We start from the raw sequence: 16370 nt of genomic DNA on the forward strand, positions 1-16370 counted from the left end.
CATGCGTGTGGTGCTTGCCAATCGTTACTACTATCCGGACCAGTCGGCGACGAGCCGGATGGTGACGAGCCTTGCCCACACGCTGGTGCGCGAAGGCATAGAGACGACGGTGCTGGCAAGCCGCAGCTATCACGACAGGCGGAAGGATGTGCTCCCTGCGCGCGAGACGATAAACGGTGTCGATGTGCACCGCATATGGACCTCGGGCTTCGGTCGCGGCAGGCTTGTCGGGCGTGCGGTGGATTATGCGACCTTCCATCTGTCCGCAGCCGCATGGTTCGCGGCCCATGCCAAGAAGGATGACGTGTGCGTCGTCTGCACCGATCCGCCGCTTCTGTCGGTTTCGGCTGCGCTGCCGGTCCGGCTGCGTGGCGCAAGGCTGGTCAACTGGGTGATGGACCTTTTTCCCGAAACGGCGATGGAGCTTGGCCTCATCCGGTCCGATACCATTTCCGGCAAGCTCGCCCTGATCCTGCGCAACTGGTCGATGCGCCAGTCGGCACTGACCATTTGCCCGATAGAGCGCATGGCGCATTATCTGGCGACGCGAGACATTCCGGCGGAAAGCCTGAGCGTGGTCCACCACTGGGCCGACCGAAACGAGATCGTGCCGATCGAACCGGCGCATAATCCGCTCCGCCGCGCCTGGGGCCTCGGACGCAAGTTCGTTATCGGCTATTCAGGCAATTTCGGGCGTGCGCACGAGTTTCAGACGGTGCTCGATGCAGCCGAGCGGCTGCGGCATATGAAAAGCATCGTCTTCCTGATGATCGGCGAGGGGCAGCAGCGCGCCTTCGTCGAAAGCGAGGTCAGGCGGCGCGGCCTGACCAATGTGATGATGAAGCCGTTCCAGCCGGTGGAAAAGCTTTCCGAAAGCCTTGGCGCTGCCAATGTGCATCTGGTTTCGCTGAAGCCGGAACTGGAGCATTGCATCGTTCCCAGCAAGTTTTATGGCGTGCTTGCCGCCGCCCGCCCGACTATCTTCGTCGGCGACCCGGAGGGCGAGATCGGCACTATTGTCCGCGATTTCCAATGCGGCATGGCGTCGAGACCGGGCGATGTCGATGCGCTGGTCGGTGCGATCCTTCATTTGCGCCGCTCGCCAGTCGGACGCATGTCGATGGGCAACAATGCCCGTTATCTGATGGAAACCGCCTATTCGCGGGAATATGGCGCAGCTGTCTGGCAATCGGCCATCTCGCGGCTTGAGGAGAAGGTGGTGCCGCAGGCCATGCCGGTTCTCGACCGCCAGTTCCAGCCGAGGGAACTGTGATGGAAGGCTCGGTCGTTGTCAGCCAGCTTGGCGCGCGCCGGCATTATGCGGTCCCGCGCATTTTCGCAAACAACCAGAGACTGGCGCATTTCTATACGGATATTTGTGCCTTTCAGGGATGGCCGCGTCTGCTCGGCAGCGTACCACCCACTGCGCTCCCATCCTCGGTGCGACGGCTGGTCGGGCGCAAACCGCAGGGAATCCCGCTCAAGCAGATGACGACCTTTCCGGTTTTCGGACTGCATTCCGCTATCCGCAGGCTGGCGAACCAGACCGGCCCGAAATCCACCGCCAATGCGATATGGGCTGGCGAAACATTCGGCAGGCTGGTCGCCGAAAGCGGTTTTCACGGCGCGGGCGGGGTCTATGCTTTCAGCGGCGAAGCCGTGGAAGTGCTGTCGGCTGCGCGGAAAGCGGGGCTGTGGACCGCAGTCGATCAGGTCATCGCGCCGCGCGCAATCGTCGACCGGCTGGGGCAGGAAGAGGGATTGCTGAATCCGGGCTGGCAATTGCCGGTCGAAGACGATGGCTATTGCGAGGCTTTCGCGGAACGCGAGCGAACCGAATGGCGGCTGGCCGATCTGGTTGTGTGTCCGTCGCCTTTCGTTGCCCGTCATGTTGCCGAGGAAGGCTGCGCGCCGGAAAAGATCGTCGTGGTTTCGACCGGGGTCGATACACGCTTCCAGATCGAACGAAAGGCGCGGGCGCCGGGCAAATTGCGCGTGCTGACGGTGGGCGCCGTTGGCTTACGCAAAGGTTCGCCCTATGTCGGAGCGGTTTCAAGGCTGCTGGCGGGGCAGGCGGAGTTCCGGATGGTGGGGCCGCTGGAACTTTTGCCGGAGGCGCAGGCAAAACTGGCTGCAACGGTTGAACTGACGGGCCCCATTCCGCGCGGCGAGATGCGCAAGCAGTTTGAATGGGCCGATGTTTTCCTGCTTCCCTCCTTGTGCGAAGGGTCGGCGATTTCCGTTTATGAAGCGTTGGCCGCGGGGCTGCCCGTGATCTGTACCGAGAATACCGGCAGCGTGGTGCGCAACGGTGTCGACGGCTACATCGTGCCGATCCGCGACGTCAGGGAGACAGCTGAAATCCTGCGGGAACTGGCGGGTAATCCGGCGGCACTGGAACGGATGGGAGAAAATGCGCGCGAGCGTGCAGCCGACTATACCCTGTCACGCTATGGCGAAAGGCTCGCTGCTGCGATCTTTGGCAGGAGGGCGGCATGAACATCGTCCACGTCATCGGCTCCTACGATCCCGCCAAGGGCGGACCGCAGGCGGTCGTGGTGCGGCTGGCGGCGGCACAGGCGGCGCTCGGCCATGAGGTGACAATTGTCAGCTACAGCGACCATGAGGTGAGCAGACGGGCTGTCGCGGCTACTGCGACAATTCCCGGTTTCGACAGGGTGAGGACCCTGTTGATGCCAATGCCCGATCTGCGCGAAACGCTGTCTGGAAGCGCCGCAGCGAAGGCAATGGAAGCGCTGTTGCGGGTCACGGATTTCGTGCATCTGCATGGCGTGTGGGAAACCAATCTGCTGCGCGCATCGATGCTCTGCCGCCGCTTTTCCGTGCCCTATTGCGTGTGCTGCTGCGGGATGCTCGATGTGTGGAGCATGCAGCAAAGCGCATGGAAGAAGAAAGTCGCAATGATGCTGGGTTTTCGCCGGATGCTCAACGGCGCGGCCTTTATCCATGCGCTGAATGCGGATGAGATCGAGCTGATGCGGCCCCTTGGCCTGAAGGCTCCGCCGGTGATTATCCCCAACGGGATTTTTCTGAACGAGGTCGAAGGGGGCGAGGTCGATGTGAGCAGCTTGCCCAAGCGGCCCTATGTGCTGTTTCTGTCGCGGCTTCATTACAAGAAGGGTCTCGACATTCTCGCCGATGCCTTTCGCCGTGTCGCTCCCCTGTTTCCGGAAGTTGATCTGGTGGTGGCTGGCCCTGATGGCGGGGCGGAAGAAGAATTTCGCGAGCGTATCCGCCAATACGGGTTGCAAGAGCGCGTGCATATGACCGGCGGGCTTTACGGCCCGGCCAAGATCGCTGCCCTGAAGATGTCGGCCTGTTTCTGCCTGCCCAGCCGTCAGGAGGGGTTCAGCGTTGCCATCACTGAGGCGCTTGCCTGCGGCGTGCCGGTGGCGATTACCGATGCGTGTCATTTTCCGGAGGTGGGCGAGGCGGGGGCGGGCGTGGTTTCCCCGCTCGATCCGATGGCGGTTGCTGCGGCGCTTGAGCGGATTCTGGAAGACGCGGATCGCGCGGCGCGGATGGGTGCCGCCGGTGCAAAACTGGTGCGCGACAATTACACCTGGCCGCGCATCGCGGTCCAGACAATTACGGCCTATCAGGATTTTCAGTCACAAAAGCCGGACGCGGTTGCAAGTCGCAAGGCGCTCCGGTCCGTTACTGCAAGCTGAGGGTCAGGGCTTTCGCCGTGGCCGCACCGGCTTGGCCGGATTGCCCGCATAGACCATCCAAGGTTCCATATCGCGGAAACTGACCCCGCGCGCGCCGAGAACCGCGCCTTCACCGATGTTCACTCCCGGCCCGACGAAGGCTTCGGCTGCAACCCAGCCATAAGCGCCGACATGAATGGGTGCTGCCGTCAGCGGAAAGTCGGCCTGATCGATATTGTGGCCCGCGGTGCACAGATGCGCGCGCTGCGAAACGATGGCGAAAGGCGCAAGCGTCACATGCGCCACGTTGTAACACAGCGCGCCCGGTCCCAGCGATGAGTGCGCGCCCATGGTCAGGTTGCCCGGCCACCAGATGCGGGCGCTGCCGCGCACGATGGCCGTCTTGTGCACCTTTGCGCCGAAGGCGCGCAGCACCGCGCCGCGCCAGCGCCACAGGAAGGAGGGCGTCCATGCGGCAAGCAACAGCCAGCTTCCCTGCCAGCACAGGCGCTGGACGCGATGTCCGAGCGTGAAGGTCGCCCCGCCCTCAAGCGGACGCGACGCATTCATTCTGCCCTTGATGCCTTCCGCGGGTGCTTTGCGGTGCGTCGTTGCGGTCATGATGACCATCCTTCCTGAAGCGTGCCGCTATGCGATGGCGGGAGCGGCAGGTGGATCGATCGATTGCGGATTACGCAGAACGAAAGAACCGGAATGAGGAACAATGCCATGTGAATCCAGACCGGCACGACCCAATCCGTATGGTGAGAAATGGAATGCATGGCCGGGACGATGGATAGCATGTAGACCAGTTGGCCCAGCATCTCGCCCGCCATTGCGGTTTCCCAGAGCCTGCGCATCGCCCAGGCCAGCACCAGGAATTTCAGCGCGCCGAAATACCAGAACGACGAAAATGCATCGACCAGCCCGGTCTCGGTGGTGCCGGTCAGCGGATTGTAATCGCGGCTGGGTTCGGGGACGTCGAGATAGAGCGCTTCCTTGACGTCGCCGCCGACGAGCTGTGCCGGAACGAATGTGAAGACGATCCGGTTCCAGTGATATTTGCCGTAGTCGAATTCCAGCCGCCGGTCGATTTCATCAATGCGCTGCACGGCATTGCGCATTTCCGGGCCGCCGCGCTCAAGGGTGCTGCGGAAATTGGCGGCATAATCGATTTCCAGAATTTCATCGAGAACGAAGCTCGCATCCGTGCGCGTTACCTGACGATAATCGCCCATGCTGGTCATCAGGAAAGTGCCGGCGAGGATGCCGATGGCCATGACGGTTCGAGGCACGACGATCCGCCGGTAAAACCAGAAGGCGAGAAGGAACATAAGGACAAGCTGAATTGTCTCTGCGCGTTTTCCGGTCACCAGAATCCGGTCCAGATAGAAAACGAGATCGAACAGAATGATCGCCAGCGCAGCCCATGATGGACGCCGCGCAAAGCACAGGATAGCGATGGCAAGACCATAGGGCATGAGCTGTGCGAAGAAGAGATAAACCACCGGCATGCCGGTCATCTGCATGCCGATGGAGACATCGCCCGGAAGGCGGCTTAGCAGAAAATAGAATATGGCGCCGAAAGCCGACAGCCCGGCTGCCGCCCATATCAGCCGCCGCTCGCTGAAACTCATGCGGAGAAACCGGATCGGCTTTTTCGTTGTCCGCCACCCGATCGCAAGCATTGCGAAGGACAGGATGCCCATGATCATCGTCTTGGCATAAGCGCCGGAAGGCAGGAATTGATCGTAAATAAGGGCGGGAAGCTGCGGCAGCAGGAAACCGAAGGTCATCACCCCGGCGAGGAAGGGGAACTGGTACATGCGTTCTGGTCTGGAGAAGAGGCCGCCAGCCAGAAGGCAGAGGACGAAGCCGACAAAGATCCAGGTGAGCGAGAGGTTCATTGCGTGCCTCCCGTCGCAGCGCATATGTCCGAAAGGTCGGGTGCGGGCTCGCCTGCCGTAAGATCGTGCGGGAAAATGCGGCCTGACACCAGATACCAGCCGAGCTTCACATATTCCTTTGCAACGAGCTCCATGTCGGCGGGCGTCGCCGGAAAACCGGGGCGTCCGTCATCGCCGCCGATGGGGGACGAGATGAAGCGCATCTGCGGACAGGCGGCGCGAAAGCTCGCTATGGCCCGGCGGGAATGATACCAGTTGGTCACGATGAGGGCGCTTCTTGCCCGGATTCCACGCAAAACAGGCGCAGAAAATTGCGCATTCTGCCACGTGCTGCCCGACCGGCATTCGACGAAGATCGCCGAAGGGTTCACGCCGTTGCGCACCATGATCCGCTTGTTATAGAGGCAGTCGCCATCGCCGGTAACGAGGATCACCGGCGAGCGGCCTTCCTTCCACAGACGGGCGGCCTGCGCCGCGCGCGGCGGGCCGTCACCGCCCGGCACGACGATAACATCCGCCCTGCCGCCATCATCCTGCAAGGTCAGAACCGGTTTCGATAAGAACATCGCGGCAATGCCGAACAGAATGGCGCAGGGCAGGACGACGAGAAGCATCATAGCACACGCCGTTCCACTGTCCCGGCTTCCAGCGGCCGCCCGGCCAAAGGGATCTCCGTCCGCATGGCTGACTGCCGCTGGCGCTGTTCTTCCATCTTGACCACGATCATGAACTCGTAAGCCGAAAGCAGGCGGCAATAGAGATAGCCGGGCTTGCCGTCCAGAAAGCCGCCGCGCAGCAGGTACATGTAGAGGAAGCGCAGGCCTGGCCTGAACGGCATGTGATAGGAAAGCGATTTCAATGCCCGCCGCCGCCGCTCCGGCTCTGCCGAAAAAATGCCGCCCCAGTCGATCTTGCGTTCAAGCAGGCGCGAGGCTGACAGATCAGCCTCGGCGGAAGAATAGCGGTTATGCTTGTCGTACCAGGCTTCGAGCCCCTTGTTGAAGCTGTAATGGATGAAATGGGCCTGCAAGGCACCTTCCGGCCCGCCGCTGGCGCGCGAATGCACCGAGCGTTCGAACCGCACCCGGTCGGGCCTCACCAACCGTGTGATCCAGGTGGGATAAAGGCTCGCATGGCGTATCCAGCGCCCCATGAACATGTTCTTGTATCGCGCCTTGAAAAACACCTCCGGCCGGTCGGGATCGGCGGCGATTGCCAGCATTTCGTCGCGAAGGTCCGGCGGGGTGATCTCGTCAGCGTCAGGCGTGTAAACCCAGTCATGCCTGAACTTGATTTCCGTCAGGCCATACATGCGCTGGCGGTCCTCGGTGTCGTAGGCACGCTGGAAAACGCGGGCGCCCGCTGCCCTTGCAATTTCGACCGTGCGGTCGCTGCTGAAGGAATCGAGGACGACGATATCGTCGCACCAGTCCAGCGAAGCCAGACAGGCTGGCAGGTTGGCTTCTTCGTTCAGCGTCATGATGAGTACGGAAACATTCATGAAGTTGCCTCGGGATAGGTGATCTTCGGTTTGGCTTCGGCCTTTGAAACTGCAACCGTCCGGCGCGGACCTCTGGTCATGCGCAGCACGAAAAGCGTATGCGCCGCAGCCGGTATCGCCAGCGCCAGAAGCATTGGCCAGACAGGCGTTTCGAACCGGACGGCGATGTAGGCGACGGCACCCGCCATGAGATTGAGCATCATGACCGCGACGGCTGTCTGCCCGCAGGAAAGCCCGGCATCCATCAGCAGGTGATGCAGATGCTGGCGGTCCGGCGAGAACGGGCTGCGGCGCGCCGACATGCGGCGCACGATCAGGCTCAGCGTATCGATGACGGGCACGATGACGATCCAGATCAGGATGGGAAAGGCGACGGCGGCGGTTCCGCTTGCAAGGATGAGGATAAACCCGGCAAGAGCCGCACCAAGAAAGGTGCTGCCGCCATCGCCAAGGAAAAGGCTTGCCCTGTTGCGCCAGCGATGCCGCATATTGAAGACGAGAAAGCCGAGGCAGGCGGCGGCGATGGCGAGCGCCTGCAAGCCGAGGCGATGCTCGCCCGCGCCGAAACCGATGACGGCCAGCCAGAAGAAGGCGGCAGCGCTTGCCGACCCCGCCAGCCCATCTACGCCATCGCTCATATTGACCGCGTTGACGAGGCCCACAATGAAAGCGGACGCAATGAGAAGAAAAAGCGGTCCGGCGAGAAACTGGGCCAGCATGTCCGGGGCGATGCCACTGGAAGCAAGCCCCAGATAGATATGCCGGACACCGGCTATGCCGATGATCAGAAGTGCCGCCAGAAGCTGGACCGCAAGGCGTGGCGCGACGGGCAGATTGAAGCGGTCATCCAGCACGCCTGCAATGAGGACCAGCACCAGCCCCGGCAGCAGGGCGGCGGCATTGGCGTGACCTGGAATGCCAGACGCAAGCAGCGCGGCAACGGAAAACGAGAGAAAAATGGCAATGCCTCCGCACAGCGGGACGTCTCCGTCATGCGTCTTGCGGGCATCGGGTATGTCGATGAGATACCATTCACGCGCCAGTCCGCGAAAGCCGAGGCAGAAAGCGACGGAAAGGACGAAGGCCAGAAGCGTGATCCATGAAAGACTTGTCATGTCTCCTCCAAGCCGCGTGCAAAAGATCAAACTCCGCAAATTTTTACCCATTGCCGCGCCGTCCACGACTTGGCTTTAGAGCGTGCCGCATACTCCTTTCAGGTTGGGGGCTAACACCAAGGGCGGCATTTCGTGCCTTTCGCAAAAGGCTATTCTGGTCCTGCCGGGAAGATTGCGCCTGCGAGCGCTGCTGCCGGACTGCAATGAATGGGGGACGAAAGGTGACACAAAAACCGTCGACCGCGCCGGGGAACATCACTCGTTGGAGCGCATCATGAATGGCAGTCGCAGAGGCTTTCTCATGGCGGCGCTGGAGCAGTATGCGGGGCTGCTCTTCAACTTCGTGACGGTCGCTGCGGTTTCGCGCTTTCTGGGACCGGCGGAAACCGGAATGGGCGTAATAGGCTTGAGCCTTACGGCAATCGTGTTCTCACTGCGTGAATTCGCCAGTCCGGAGTTCCTGATAAAGATCGACACGGTGCGCGATCAGGATATTCGGACTTCGCTGACTTTTCTGATGGGCGTGACAGCCCTGCTATCGGTCGCTCTCTATCTTTCTCTGGGTTACTTCGCCGAAGCCTATAACGATCCGAAACTGAAGCTTTTTCTGAGCATCACCATCATAGCCGCGCTGATTGAAAGCCTGTCCTTGCCGATTGTCGCGCTGTTGAGGCGCGAGATGGCTTTTGGAGCACTGGCGCGCATTCGCACCGCAGGGGCGGGTCTCGGTGCTCTGGTAACGGTTGCCATGGCCTATTGTGGCTTCGGCCATATGTGTTTTGCCTTCGGCCTGCTGGCAAGTGCGTTGATGATAACGGCGCTGGCTATCTCGATCCATCCTTTGAAAAATCTGTTTCGCCCGTCGCTGGCCAGTTTCGACACGGCCTGGCGGTTCGGGATCTATCTTGGGGGCAATGCCGGGCTGAACAAGGCCTGCATGACGCTGCCGCAACTCCTGCTCGGGCGCTTCATGCCCATATCGGCGGTCGGGATATACAATCGCGCCGACACGCTGAGCGGCCTGCCTGATCGCATCATCCTTTCTGCCGTTTTTACCGTGGCTTTCCCGATGCTTTCGGCACAGGTCCGTGACGGAGCGAATATCAGCCAATCCTATATCCGTGCCTTATCCTATATCACTGTCGCCTACTGGCCAGCACAGGCACTGCTTGCGCTGCTGGCATATCCGGCGGTGCACATCGTCCTTGGCCCCGGCTGGGACGAAGCGGCACCCATTGTTGCAATCCTCAGCCTTGCCTGTCTGTTCTGGTTTCCATCGATCCTCACCTATCCGCTGCTGATGGCATTGGGACAGAACCGCGAGGCGTTTCTGTCCAACCTGATTTCGCGGTTGGTGGCGGTCACCGTCATCGGCACAGCCGCATTTTACGGGCTGCTCGCCGTTGCGCTCGGCCAGTTCATCAGCCTGCCGATACAGATGGTCATAGCCATCATATTCGTGCGCAGGCATGTGGTCTTTTCCTATGCCGAGCTTGGCCGTGCCTTGCTGAAAAGCGGGCTCGTTACCGTGATCACCCTTGCCATACCGCTGGCGATTGTGGCGGCGAATGGCTTTTCGCTGGAAATCCATCGGTCCACGGGTGTTGTAATGGGCGTCATCGCGGCGTTCAGCTGGCTGGGCGCGCTGTTCGTGGCGCGGCATCCTTTCGCCGCCGAGGTCGAACCGATACTGGGCTGGCTTGTCGGAAAGTTTCGGGCGCGGAGCGTGCAGCCGCCAGCTTCCAGACTCGCGGAATAGGACGGCTGGTGATGGTCAAATACAAATTGCCGACGATTGACGTCGTGATCCCCAATTTCAACTATGGCCGGTATCTTTCTCTCAGCGCCAACAGCGTTCTGGGTCAGACAGGCGTCGATGTCCGTCTGCTCATTATCGACAATGCCTCAACCGATGACAGCGTCGAGGTCGCACAGGGCCTTGCCGCTAGGGACCGCCGGGTGGAGTTGCTGCTTCGCAGCAAAAATCTGGGGCCGCATGCTTCGTTCAACGAAGGCATAGACTGGGCCGCATCGGATTATTTCCTGATCCTCTGTTCGGATGACATGCTGGCAGGCGGCGCGCTGGAAAGGGCGGCGGGATTGCTCTCGCAACACCCGGACGTTCATCTGGCGCATGGCGCGACCGGCAGGATGAAGGCGGATGACGGGGAACCCCATCACGCTAGTACAGACCAGGCGGGCGGTGATTGGCGGATACGCTCCGGGGATGAATTTATCGAATTTGCCTGCCGCCATGCATTTAATCCGGTGATCGGCCCCACCGCAGTCGTGCGGACAGCGATCCAGAAACAGGCTGGATATTACCGCACTTCGCTTTCCCATACGGACGATCTGGAAATGTGGCTGCGCATCGCCATGCGCGGGGCTGTTGCATCGACGAGCCGGATACAGGCCTTTGCGCGTTCACACGCCCAGAACCAGTCGGCGGCGGTGAATGGCATTTTGAACTGGAATCGGGAATTCGAGGCTGGTTTCCGGTCCTTTTTCGATCATGAGGGGGCGAGCCTGCCGCATCGGGACCGGCTGTTCGCGATGGTCCGGGATTGCCTGACCAAGCGCGCCTACTGGTCCGCGATCTCCAGTCTGGCGCGGCAGCCGAAAGTGGCGGGTTCGCTGATGGCGTTCGCGCTGAAGCGGGAGCCGTTACTGGCAGTCATGCCCCCGTTCGACTACTTGTTGAAACGATCCGCCTGGCGCAACGGACGCGGCGCATGATTGGGTGGCGCAATCGGCCTTTTGCCGTGTCGGGTCGACAAAAAGGGCGCGAAGGATTTCTTCCTGTCCTGCGAGCCTGCTTCGATAGAGCTCCACCCCAGCTGTGACTTGCTGGCTCAATGCCGTTCGTTGCGTGAAGGCAAGATCGATCTGGGAGAGGATGGTTTCGGGATCGAAACTATCGATCCGGTGGCAGAATGCCGCGAGACCGGTATCGTGCAGAAGCGCATCGTTCTTGCTCGCATAAGCCAGCGAAATTGCAGGACGCCCCATCGCAAGAGCGCAGACAATGTTATGGTAGCGGCTGGCAATAACGACATCTGTTTTGGCTATCTGCTGCATGAGGTCGTGCAGCGATGCGGATGGCTCAAATATCACCTTGTCCGCTTCCGCCGCAGGGAGCTGTTCCAATATGTCGCGCGCCGCTGCCATATCGCCTTTGTCGCCGATCAGCAGCCGGACCTGTCGCCCGCTGTCCAGAAGTCTTTTCGCAAGTGTCGCCATTTTGGCGACATAGTTCCTGTAGATCGCGTTGCCATCCTTCTCGGCCTTTTCCCATCCGCGATAGGTCATCACACCGATGCCCACGCATTGGTGGGGACTGTCCTGTTTTCCATCCGGAACCGTTGGCAGCGCGAAGGCGATATCCGCGCTGACGAAATCCCCGGAAGGGGCTACGCCGAGTTGCTTCATGAAGTCGTGAGACACCTGATCCCGGTAAGACCGGAAAGCGGCAAGCTTCGCGGCCCAACGTACGAAGCGCCGGCTCAACGGGTGATTGACGGGTCCGGCGCCAATCGACACAAAAATCATGCGCGTGCCGGTTAGCCGCGCCGCAAGGGACCATCGCAACACTGCGAAAGGCCAGCCAAAGGGATTTTCGTTAAAGTCGTCCAATATGCCCGTGCCCGGCACGACAATGAAGTCGAGTTGAGAAGCGAGCAGCAGCGCGCAGCAGAAGCCGATCGTTCGGCGGGGCGCATGCAACATTGCCTTGTTGATGGCGCGCAGCAGCCAGTTGGATGGATAAGGCCGGGAGACCGGATGGGCTGGAAGATCGAATTTCCGCGCAATAATGTCGGGCCTTGAGCAGATGCAGACAAGTTTCGCGTCGGGGCAGTTGCGCTTCAAGAGCTGCAACATGGCCTCCAGCGAACCGTCATTGCCGGTATTGCCCGATCCAAATTGCCCGAAAAGACCTACCCGCATATGCGCAACTCCAGACATACCTAGAAGCTAATGCCGGACTGGCTTTCGGGAAAACTGGCAGAAGGGTGAACACCATCCTCTATTGTAGGAGGGGATGTACCCCTCATAGCCGAAATGCGCAGCGTTGCGATTTCGATACACTGGCCAGCGGTATATCCATTGCCCCCCGATATACCGGAGTAAGGCTTCGAGGGAGTTGTTCCCTCGAAGTCTTGGCTCCCTTGCAATGTCACGTGGCAACAAGGTTCCGGCCATGAAATGTGCTTACTTTGTCCGTCCCCACATTGGCGGGACCTATTCGGTCTTTACACGGCTGCGCTCGTCGCTGGGCCAGTCGGGGATCGAGCTTCGCTGGCTGGCCGCGGGCGCCGCCGGCGATACGGTCAGCGTGCCGAGCGGGCAGGGGCTTGAGGATGCGCTGCGCAAGGGCGATGCCATCGACCGCATGGGGCTACTTGACGAAGAAACCCGCGCCCGGCACATGATCGGCTTTCTGCGCGACAACCGCTTCGACGCCGTTTTCGTCAATGTTCTCGCCAACCGTTTTGAAACCAATCTGGTGCGCTATCTGCCTGCCGATATTCTGCGCGTCATGATCGTGCACAACATCACCCCCGGCACCTATGTGGCGGCAAGGGCGATCCGCGATCATGTCCACGCCACGGTCGGCGTTTCGAAACGCTGCCGCGACGATCTCGTGCGCCAGCACGGTTTCGATGCGGCGCGCACGCTGGTCATCCCGCACGGATTGAACCGGGACATTCATCTGGCGCGCAATGGCGCCAAACAGGATGAAAGCGGTCCGCTGCGCCTGCTTTATCTCGGGCGTATCGAGGACAACTCCAAGGGCATTTTCTGGTTGCCGAACATATTGCGCGAGCTCGATTGCCCCTACCATCTGACAGTCGCCGGTGACGGTCCCGATCTGGCGGAACTGCGCCACCGTCTTGCGCCGTTTGGCGACAAGGTCAGCTTTGCGGGCTGGGTTGCGCCTTCCGATGTTCCGTGGCGGGTAAGCCAGCATGACGTTCTGGTCATGCCGTCACGCTTCGAGGGGTTCGGCCTCACGCTCATCGAGGCGATGAGCCAGGGTTGCCCTGCGGTTGTATCGAGGATCGCCGGGGTGACCGATACTATCGTCACCGACGGCGAGGACGGTTTCCTGTTCCGGGTCGGCGATTTTCGTCAGGCGGCACGTCATATCGAACGGCTTGCCCGCGACCGCAAACTGCTTGCAGGCACGGCCGCCGCCGCGCGGCAAAAGGTGGAAACCGTGTTCGACAACGATGTTGTGGGCCGCGCCTATGCGAGCCTTCTTGAACATCTGGCGATGGAACCTCCGGCCATTGCCGCGCCGCTGGCGCTGTCGCAATGGGCGATGCCGAATGCACTTCATTCCAGCCTGCGCAGCCGCCTGCCGAAGCCGGTCAAGAACTGGCTGCGCCAGATGCGCGAGCGCCTGCATGCGGGATGGTCGGCAGCATGACCTGTGAATAGAAAGGAGAAGGGGCATGAACCTTTTCACATCGCAGTTCCGCAATTCCCAATTGCTCGCCAGCAAGGCGCATGCGCTTATTCCCGGCGGCTGTCACACCTATGCCAAGGGCGACGATCAATATCCGGTTCTGGCGCCCGGTTTCATCCAGCGCGGTTCCGGCTCGCATGTCTTCGACGTCGACGGGCATGAATATATCGAATACGGCATGGGCAATCGCGCCGTCGGCCTCGGTCATGCCTATCCGCCCATCGTGCGCGCCGTGCGCGACGCCTTGCAGGACGGGTGCAATTTCACGCGGCCAAGCGCCATCGAAGTCGAATGTGCGGAAAGTTTTCTCGAGCTGATCGACAATGCGGAGATGGTGAAATTCTGCAAGGACGGGTCGGACGCGACCTCCGGCGCGGTGCGGCTGGCGCGCGCCTATACCGGGCGCGACATGGTTGCCTGCTGCGCCGATCATCCATTCTTTTCGACCGATGACTGGTTTATCGGTACGACCAAGATGAATGCGGGCATTCCAGCATCGGTCTCGGCATTGACGGCGACGTTCCGCTATAACGACATTGCAAGCGTGCAAGCCCTTTTCGACGATTATCCGGGGCGTATCGCTGCCCTTATCCTCGAGCCTGCAAAGGCTGATGAGCCGCAGGGCAATTTTCTGCAGGAAGCAAGGCGGATCGCCCATGAAAACGGGGCCTTGTTCATTCTTGACGAGATGATTACCGGCTTTCGCTGGCACCTGCGCGGAGCGCAGAAGCTTTACGATGTCGAACCCGATCTTTCCTGTTTCGGCAAGGCGCTGGGCAACGGTTTTGCCATTTCCGCACTCGCGGGCAAGGCGGAATATATGCAGCTTGGCGGTTTGACGCAGACGGACCATCCTCGCGTTTTCCTGCTCTCGACCACGCATGGCGCGGAAACCCACGCCATGGCCGCAGCGATTGCCACGATGACCATCTATCGCGATGAGCCGGTAATCGAAAGGCTCTATGAGCAAGGTTCCAAACTGGCAGAGGGCGTGAATGCAGCGATTGCCGCTCACGGGCTTCAGAACCATGTTCGCCTGTTCGGGCGACCGTGCTGCCTTGCCTATGGAACGCTCGATGAAGAGGGCCAGCCGTCGCAGGCTTATCGCACGCTGTTCCTTCAGGAGACGATCCGGCGCGGCGTGCTGATGCCGTCGCTGGTGGTAAGCTACACCCATAGCGATAGCGATATTGCGCGCACGGTGGATGCGATCGACGGTGCGCTCGGCATTTATGTCCGAGCGCTCAATGACGGGGTGGGTTCCTATCTGACGGGACGTCCTTCGCAGGTAGTCTATCGCCGCTTCAACGAAGCGCCGACCTTCCCGCCCGCGATGCGATGAAGCGCCTCGCAGCGGCTTTGATCGCCCCAATCCTGCTGTGTTTGGCAGCAGGGGTTTCAAATGCGGCTGATCTTTTCCCGATCAGGATCGATCAGGACCGGCGCATTTTCGAGGATGCGACGGGCAGGCCCTTTCTGCTGCAAGGCGATACCGCATGGTCGCTGATTGCCGAACTGAAGCGGGAGGACGCCGAGATCTATCTGCAGGATCGCAGGAAGCGCGGCTTCAATGCCATTCTTGTCAATCTTCTTGAGCATCGGTTTTCCAGCCATCCGCCTGCCAATGCCTATGGCGAGAAGCCCTTCGAGGGCGATGCGTTCGGCGAGCTCAATCCGAGATATTTCGACCATGCCGCCTGGGTGATCGGGCGGGCGGAGCAACTGGGCATGGCCGTATTCCTGGCGCCAGCCTATCTGGGCGTCAATGGCAACGATCAGGGCTGGTTTTCCAGAGTTCAGGCTGCTGGACCCGCAAAAATGCGCGCCTATGGCGAAGCGATCGCCCGGCGGTTTGCAAAATTTCGCAATATTATCTGGGTGTTGGGCGGAGATTTTAATGCGCCGGATCGCCAGCTTGTCTCTGCTCTGGCCGAAGGCCTGGCGCAGGTAGCCCCGGACGCGCTCCAGACGGTGCATTCCGGTCGCAATACCAACACGGCGGAACTCTGGGCCGACCAGCCATGGCTTGGCTTCGATACGGTTTATACCTATGACGATGTTCATGCGGCGATTTCTGCCCGACGAAAAGCGGGCAGGATGCCGGTCATCCTGCTGGAAGGCGCGTACGAGTTCGAGCGGGACACCACTGCCAGCATGATCCGCCGCAATGCCTATGGCGCGCTGCTGGCCGGTGCCGCAGGGCAGTTCTTCGGCAATAATCCAATCTGGCATTTCACCGGGCCGGGTGTCTTCAATGCCGACCGTAGCTGGCAGGAAGCGCTCGACAGCCCCGGCGCGCGGTCAATGATGGTGTTGAAGAAACTGTTCGACAGATTGCCATGGCCGCAATTGCAGCCCGATCGCGAAAAGCGCATCGCATTGAAGCCGGAAAGCCATGCCTCATCCCTGTCAGACGGCACGCTGTCGGTAATCTATGGCGATGCCGATGGCTTTGCAGTGCCGAAGGATGCGGTGAGGCAAGGGGGGAAAGCAATCTGGTTCGATCCGGTTTCAGGCGTGTTCGCGGAGGCGGGCCAGCCGAAAATCGAGGGGACGGTCGCGACTTATAGACCCCGGCAGGCAGAAAATGCAGGCGGCGGAACCGACTGGCTTTTGCTGATCGGCAGCGCCGCGCGCCTGCGCGACATCCAAAAGGAGTAGGCGATACGCCCTTTCATACCTTTCATAAACGCTTGTCCTACTGGG

At 60.6% G+C, this 16370-nt stretch carries 14 protein-coding genes; 8 read left to right on the forward strand and 6 right to left on the reverse strand.

Features of this window, described 5'->3' with window-relative positions; genetic code table 11:
• The first annotated feature begins 1 nt into the window (after window position 1).
• The 3 genes from AC0TNJ_RS18515 to AC0TNJ_RS18525 are packed head-to-tail and all read left to right on the forward strand — an operon-like array spanning window position 2 to window position 3692.
• Window positions 2–1273, forward strand: coding sequence for a glycosyltransferase family 4 protein (locus AC0TNJ_RS18515; RefSeq protein WP_473771977.1), 1272 nt, complete (start codon window positions 2–4; stop codon window positions 1271–1273).
• Window positions 1273–2499, forward strand: a complete 1227-nt coding sequence (locus AC0TNJ_RS18520; protein WP_473771978.1) for a glycosyltransferase family 4 protein — start codon at window positions 1273–1275, stop codon at window positions 2497–2499. The genes AC0TNJ_RS18515 and AC0TNJ_RS18520 overlap by 1 nt, the downstream gene beginning before the upstream one ends.
• Entirely contained in the window at window positions 2496–3692 is a 1197-nt protein-coding gene (locus tag AC0TNJ_RS18525) for a glycosyltransferase (protein ID WP_473771979.1), read from the forward strand. Before AC0TNJ_RS18520 ends, AC0TNJ_RS18525 begins: the two co-directional genes overlap by 4 nt.
• A gap of 3 nt (window positions 3693–3695) precedes the next feature.
• Here AC0TNJ_RS18525 and AC0TNJ_RS18530 read toward each other — a convergent pair whose 3' ends face one another.
• From AC0TNJ_RS18530 to AC0TNJ_RS18550, 5 genes are read right to left on the reverse strand one after another with little or no spacing between them, the layout of a single operon-like run.
• Window positions 3696–4292: a putative colanic acid biosynthesis acetyltransferase gene (locus AC0TNJ_RS18530; protein WP_473771980.1), complete on the reverse strand. Its 597-nt coding sequence runs from the start codon at window positions 4290–4292 to the stop codon at window positions 3696–3698.
• A complete protein-coding gene (locus AC0TNJ_RS18535; protein ID WP_473771981.1) occupies window positions 4289–5578 on the reverse strand; it encodes a hypothetical protein in 1290 nt (429 codons plus the stop codon). Before AC0TNJ_RS18535 ends, AC0TNJ_RS18530 begins: the two co-directional genes overlap by 4 nt.
• The gene (locus AC0TNJ_RS18540; RefSeq protein ID WP_473772410.1) at window positions 5575–6192 is read right to left on the reverse strand and encodes a YdcF family protein; all 618 of its coding nucleotides are present in this window, start codon (window positions 6190–6192) and stop codon (window positions 5575–5577) included. Before AC0TNJ_RS18540 ends, AC0TNJ_RS18535 begins: the two co-directional genes overlap by 4 nt.
• Window positions 6192–7079: a glycosyltransferase family 2 protein gene (locus tag AC0TNJ_RS18545; protein WP_473771982.1), complete on the reverse strand. Its 888-nt coding sequence runs from the start codon at window positions 7077–7079 to the stop codon at window positions 6192–6194. The genes AC0TNJ_RS18540 and AC0TNJ_RS18545 overlap by 1 nt, the downstream gene beginning before the upstream one ends.
• Window positions 7076–8194 carry an MraY family glycosyltransferase gene (locus AC0TNJ_RS18550; protein WP_473771983.1) on the reverse strand — a complete coding sequence of 373 codons (1119 nt, stop codon included), beginning with the start codon at window positions 8192–8194 and terminating at the stop codon, window positions 7076–7078. The genes AC0TNJ_RS18545 and AC0TNJ_RS18550 overlap by 4 nt, the downstream gene beginning before the upstream one ends.
• 274 nt (window positions 8195–8468) lie before the next feature.
• On the opposite strand from AC0TNJ_RS18550, the gene AC0TNJ_RS18555 reads away from it, so the two are divergent.
• Window positions 8469–9953, forward strand: coding sequence for an oligosaccharide flippase family protein (locus tag AC0TNJ_RS18555; RefSeq protein WP_473771984.1), 1485 nt, complete (start codon window positions 8469–8471; stop codon window positions 9951–9953).
• 11 nt (window positions 9954–9964) lie between these two features.
• Window positions 9965–10930 (forward strand): glycosyltransferase, encoded by a 966-nt coding sequence (locus AC0TNJ_RS18560; protein ID WP_473771985.1) that lies wholly within the window; start codon window positions 9965–9967, stop codon window positions 10928–10930.
• On the opposite strand, the gene AC0TNJ_RS18565 is transcribed toward AC0TNJ_RS18560, so the two are convergent.
• On the reverse strand, window positions 10859–12139 hold the full coding sequence (locus AC0TNJ_RS18565) for a polysaccharide pyruvyl transferase family protein (protein ID WP_473771986.1): 1281 nt from the start codon (window positions 12137–12139) through the stop codon (window positions 10859–10861). The two genes, AC0TNJ_RS18560 and AC0TNJ_RS18565, sit on opposite strands and share 72 nt — an antisense overlap.
• A gap of 253 nt (window positions 12140–12392) precedes the next feature.
• On the opposite strand from AC0TNJ_RS18565, the gene AC0TNJ_RS18570 reads away from it, so the two are divergent.
• Genes AC0TNJ_RS18570 through AC0TNJ_RS18580 form a run of 3 tightly spaced genes read left to right on the forward strand, consistent with a single transcriptional unit; the run spans window position 12393 to window position 16325 of the window.
• On the forward strand, window positions 12393–13625 hold the full coding sequence (locus AC0TNJ_RS18570) for a glycosyltransferase family 4 protein (protein ID WP_473772411.1): 1233 nt from the start codon (window positions 12393–12395) through the stop codon (window positions 13623–13625).
• Between the two features lie 25 nt (window positions 13626–13650).
• Window positions 13651–15006, forward strand: a complete 1356-nt coding sequence (locus AC0TNJ_RS18575; protein ID WP_473771987.1) for a glutamate-1-semialdehyde 2,1-aminomutase — start codon at window positions 13651–13653, stop codon at window positions 15004–15006.
• Window positions 15003–16325, forward strand: coding sequence for a glycoside hydrolase family 140 protein (locus AC0TNJ_RS18580; RefSeq protein ID WP_473771988.1), 1323 nt, complete (start codon window positions 15003–15005; stop codon window positions 16323–16325). Before AC0TNJ_RS18575 ends, AC0TNJ_RS18580 begins: the two co-directional genes overlap by 4 nt.
• Window positions 16326–16370: the final 45 nt, after the last annotated feature.

The sequence above is a fragment of the Ochrobactrum sp. PL_is483 genome (assembly GCF_055816855.1).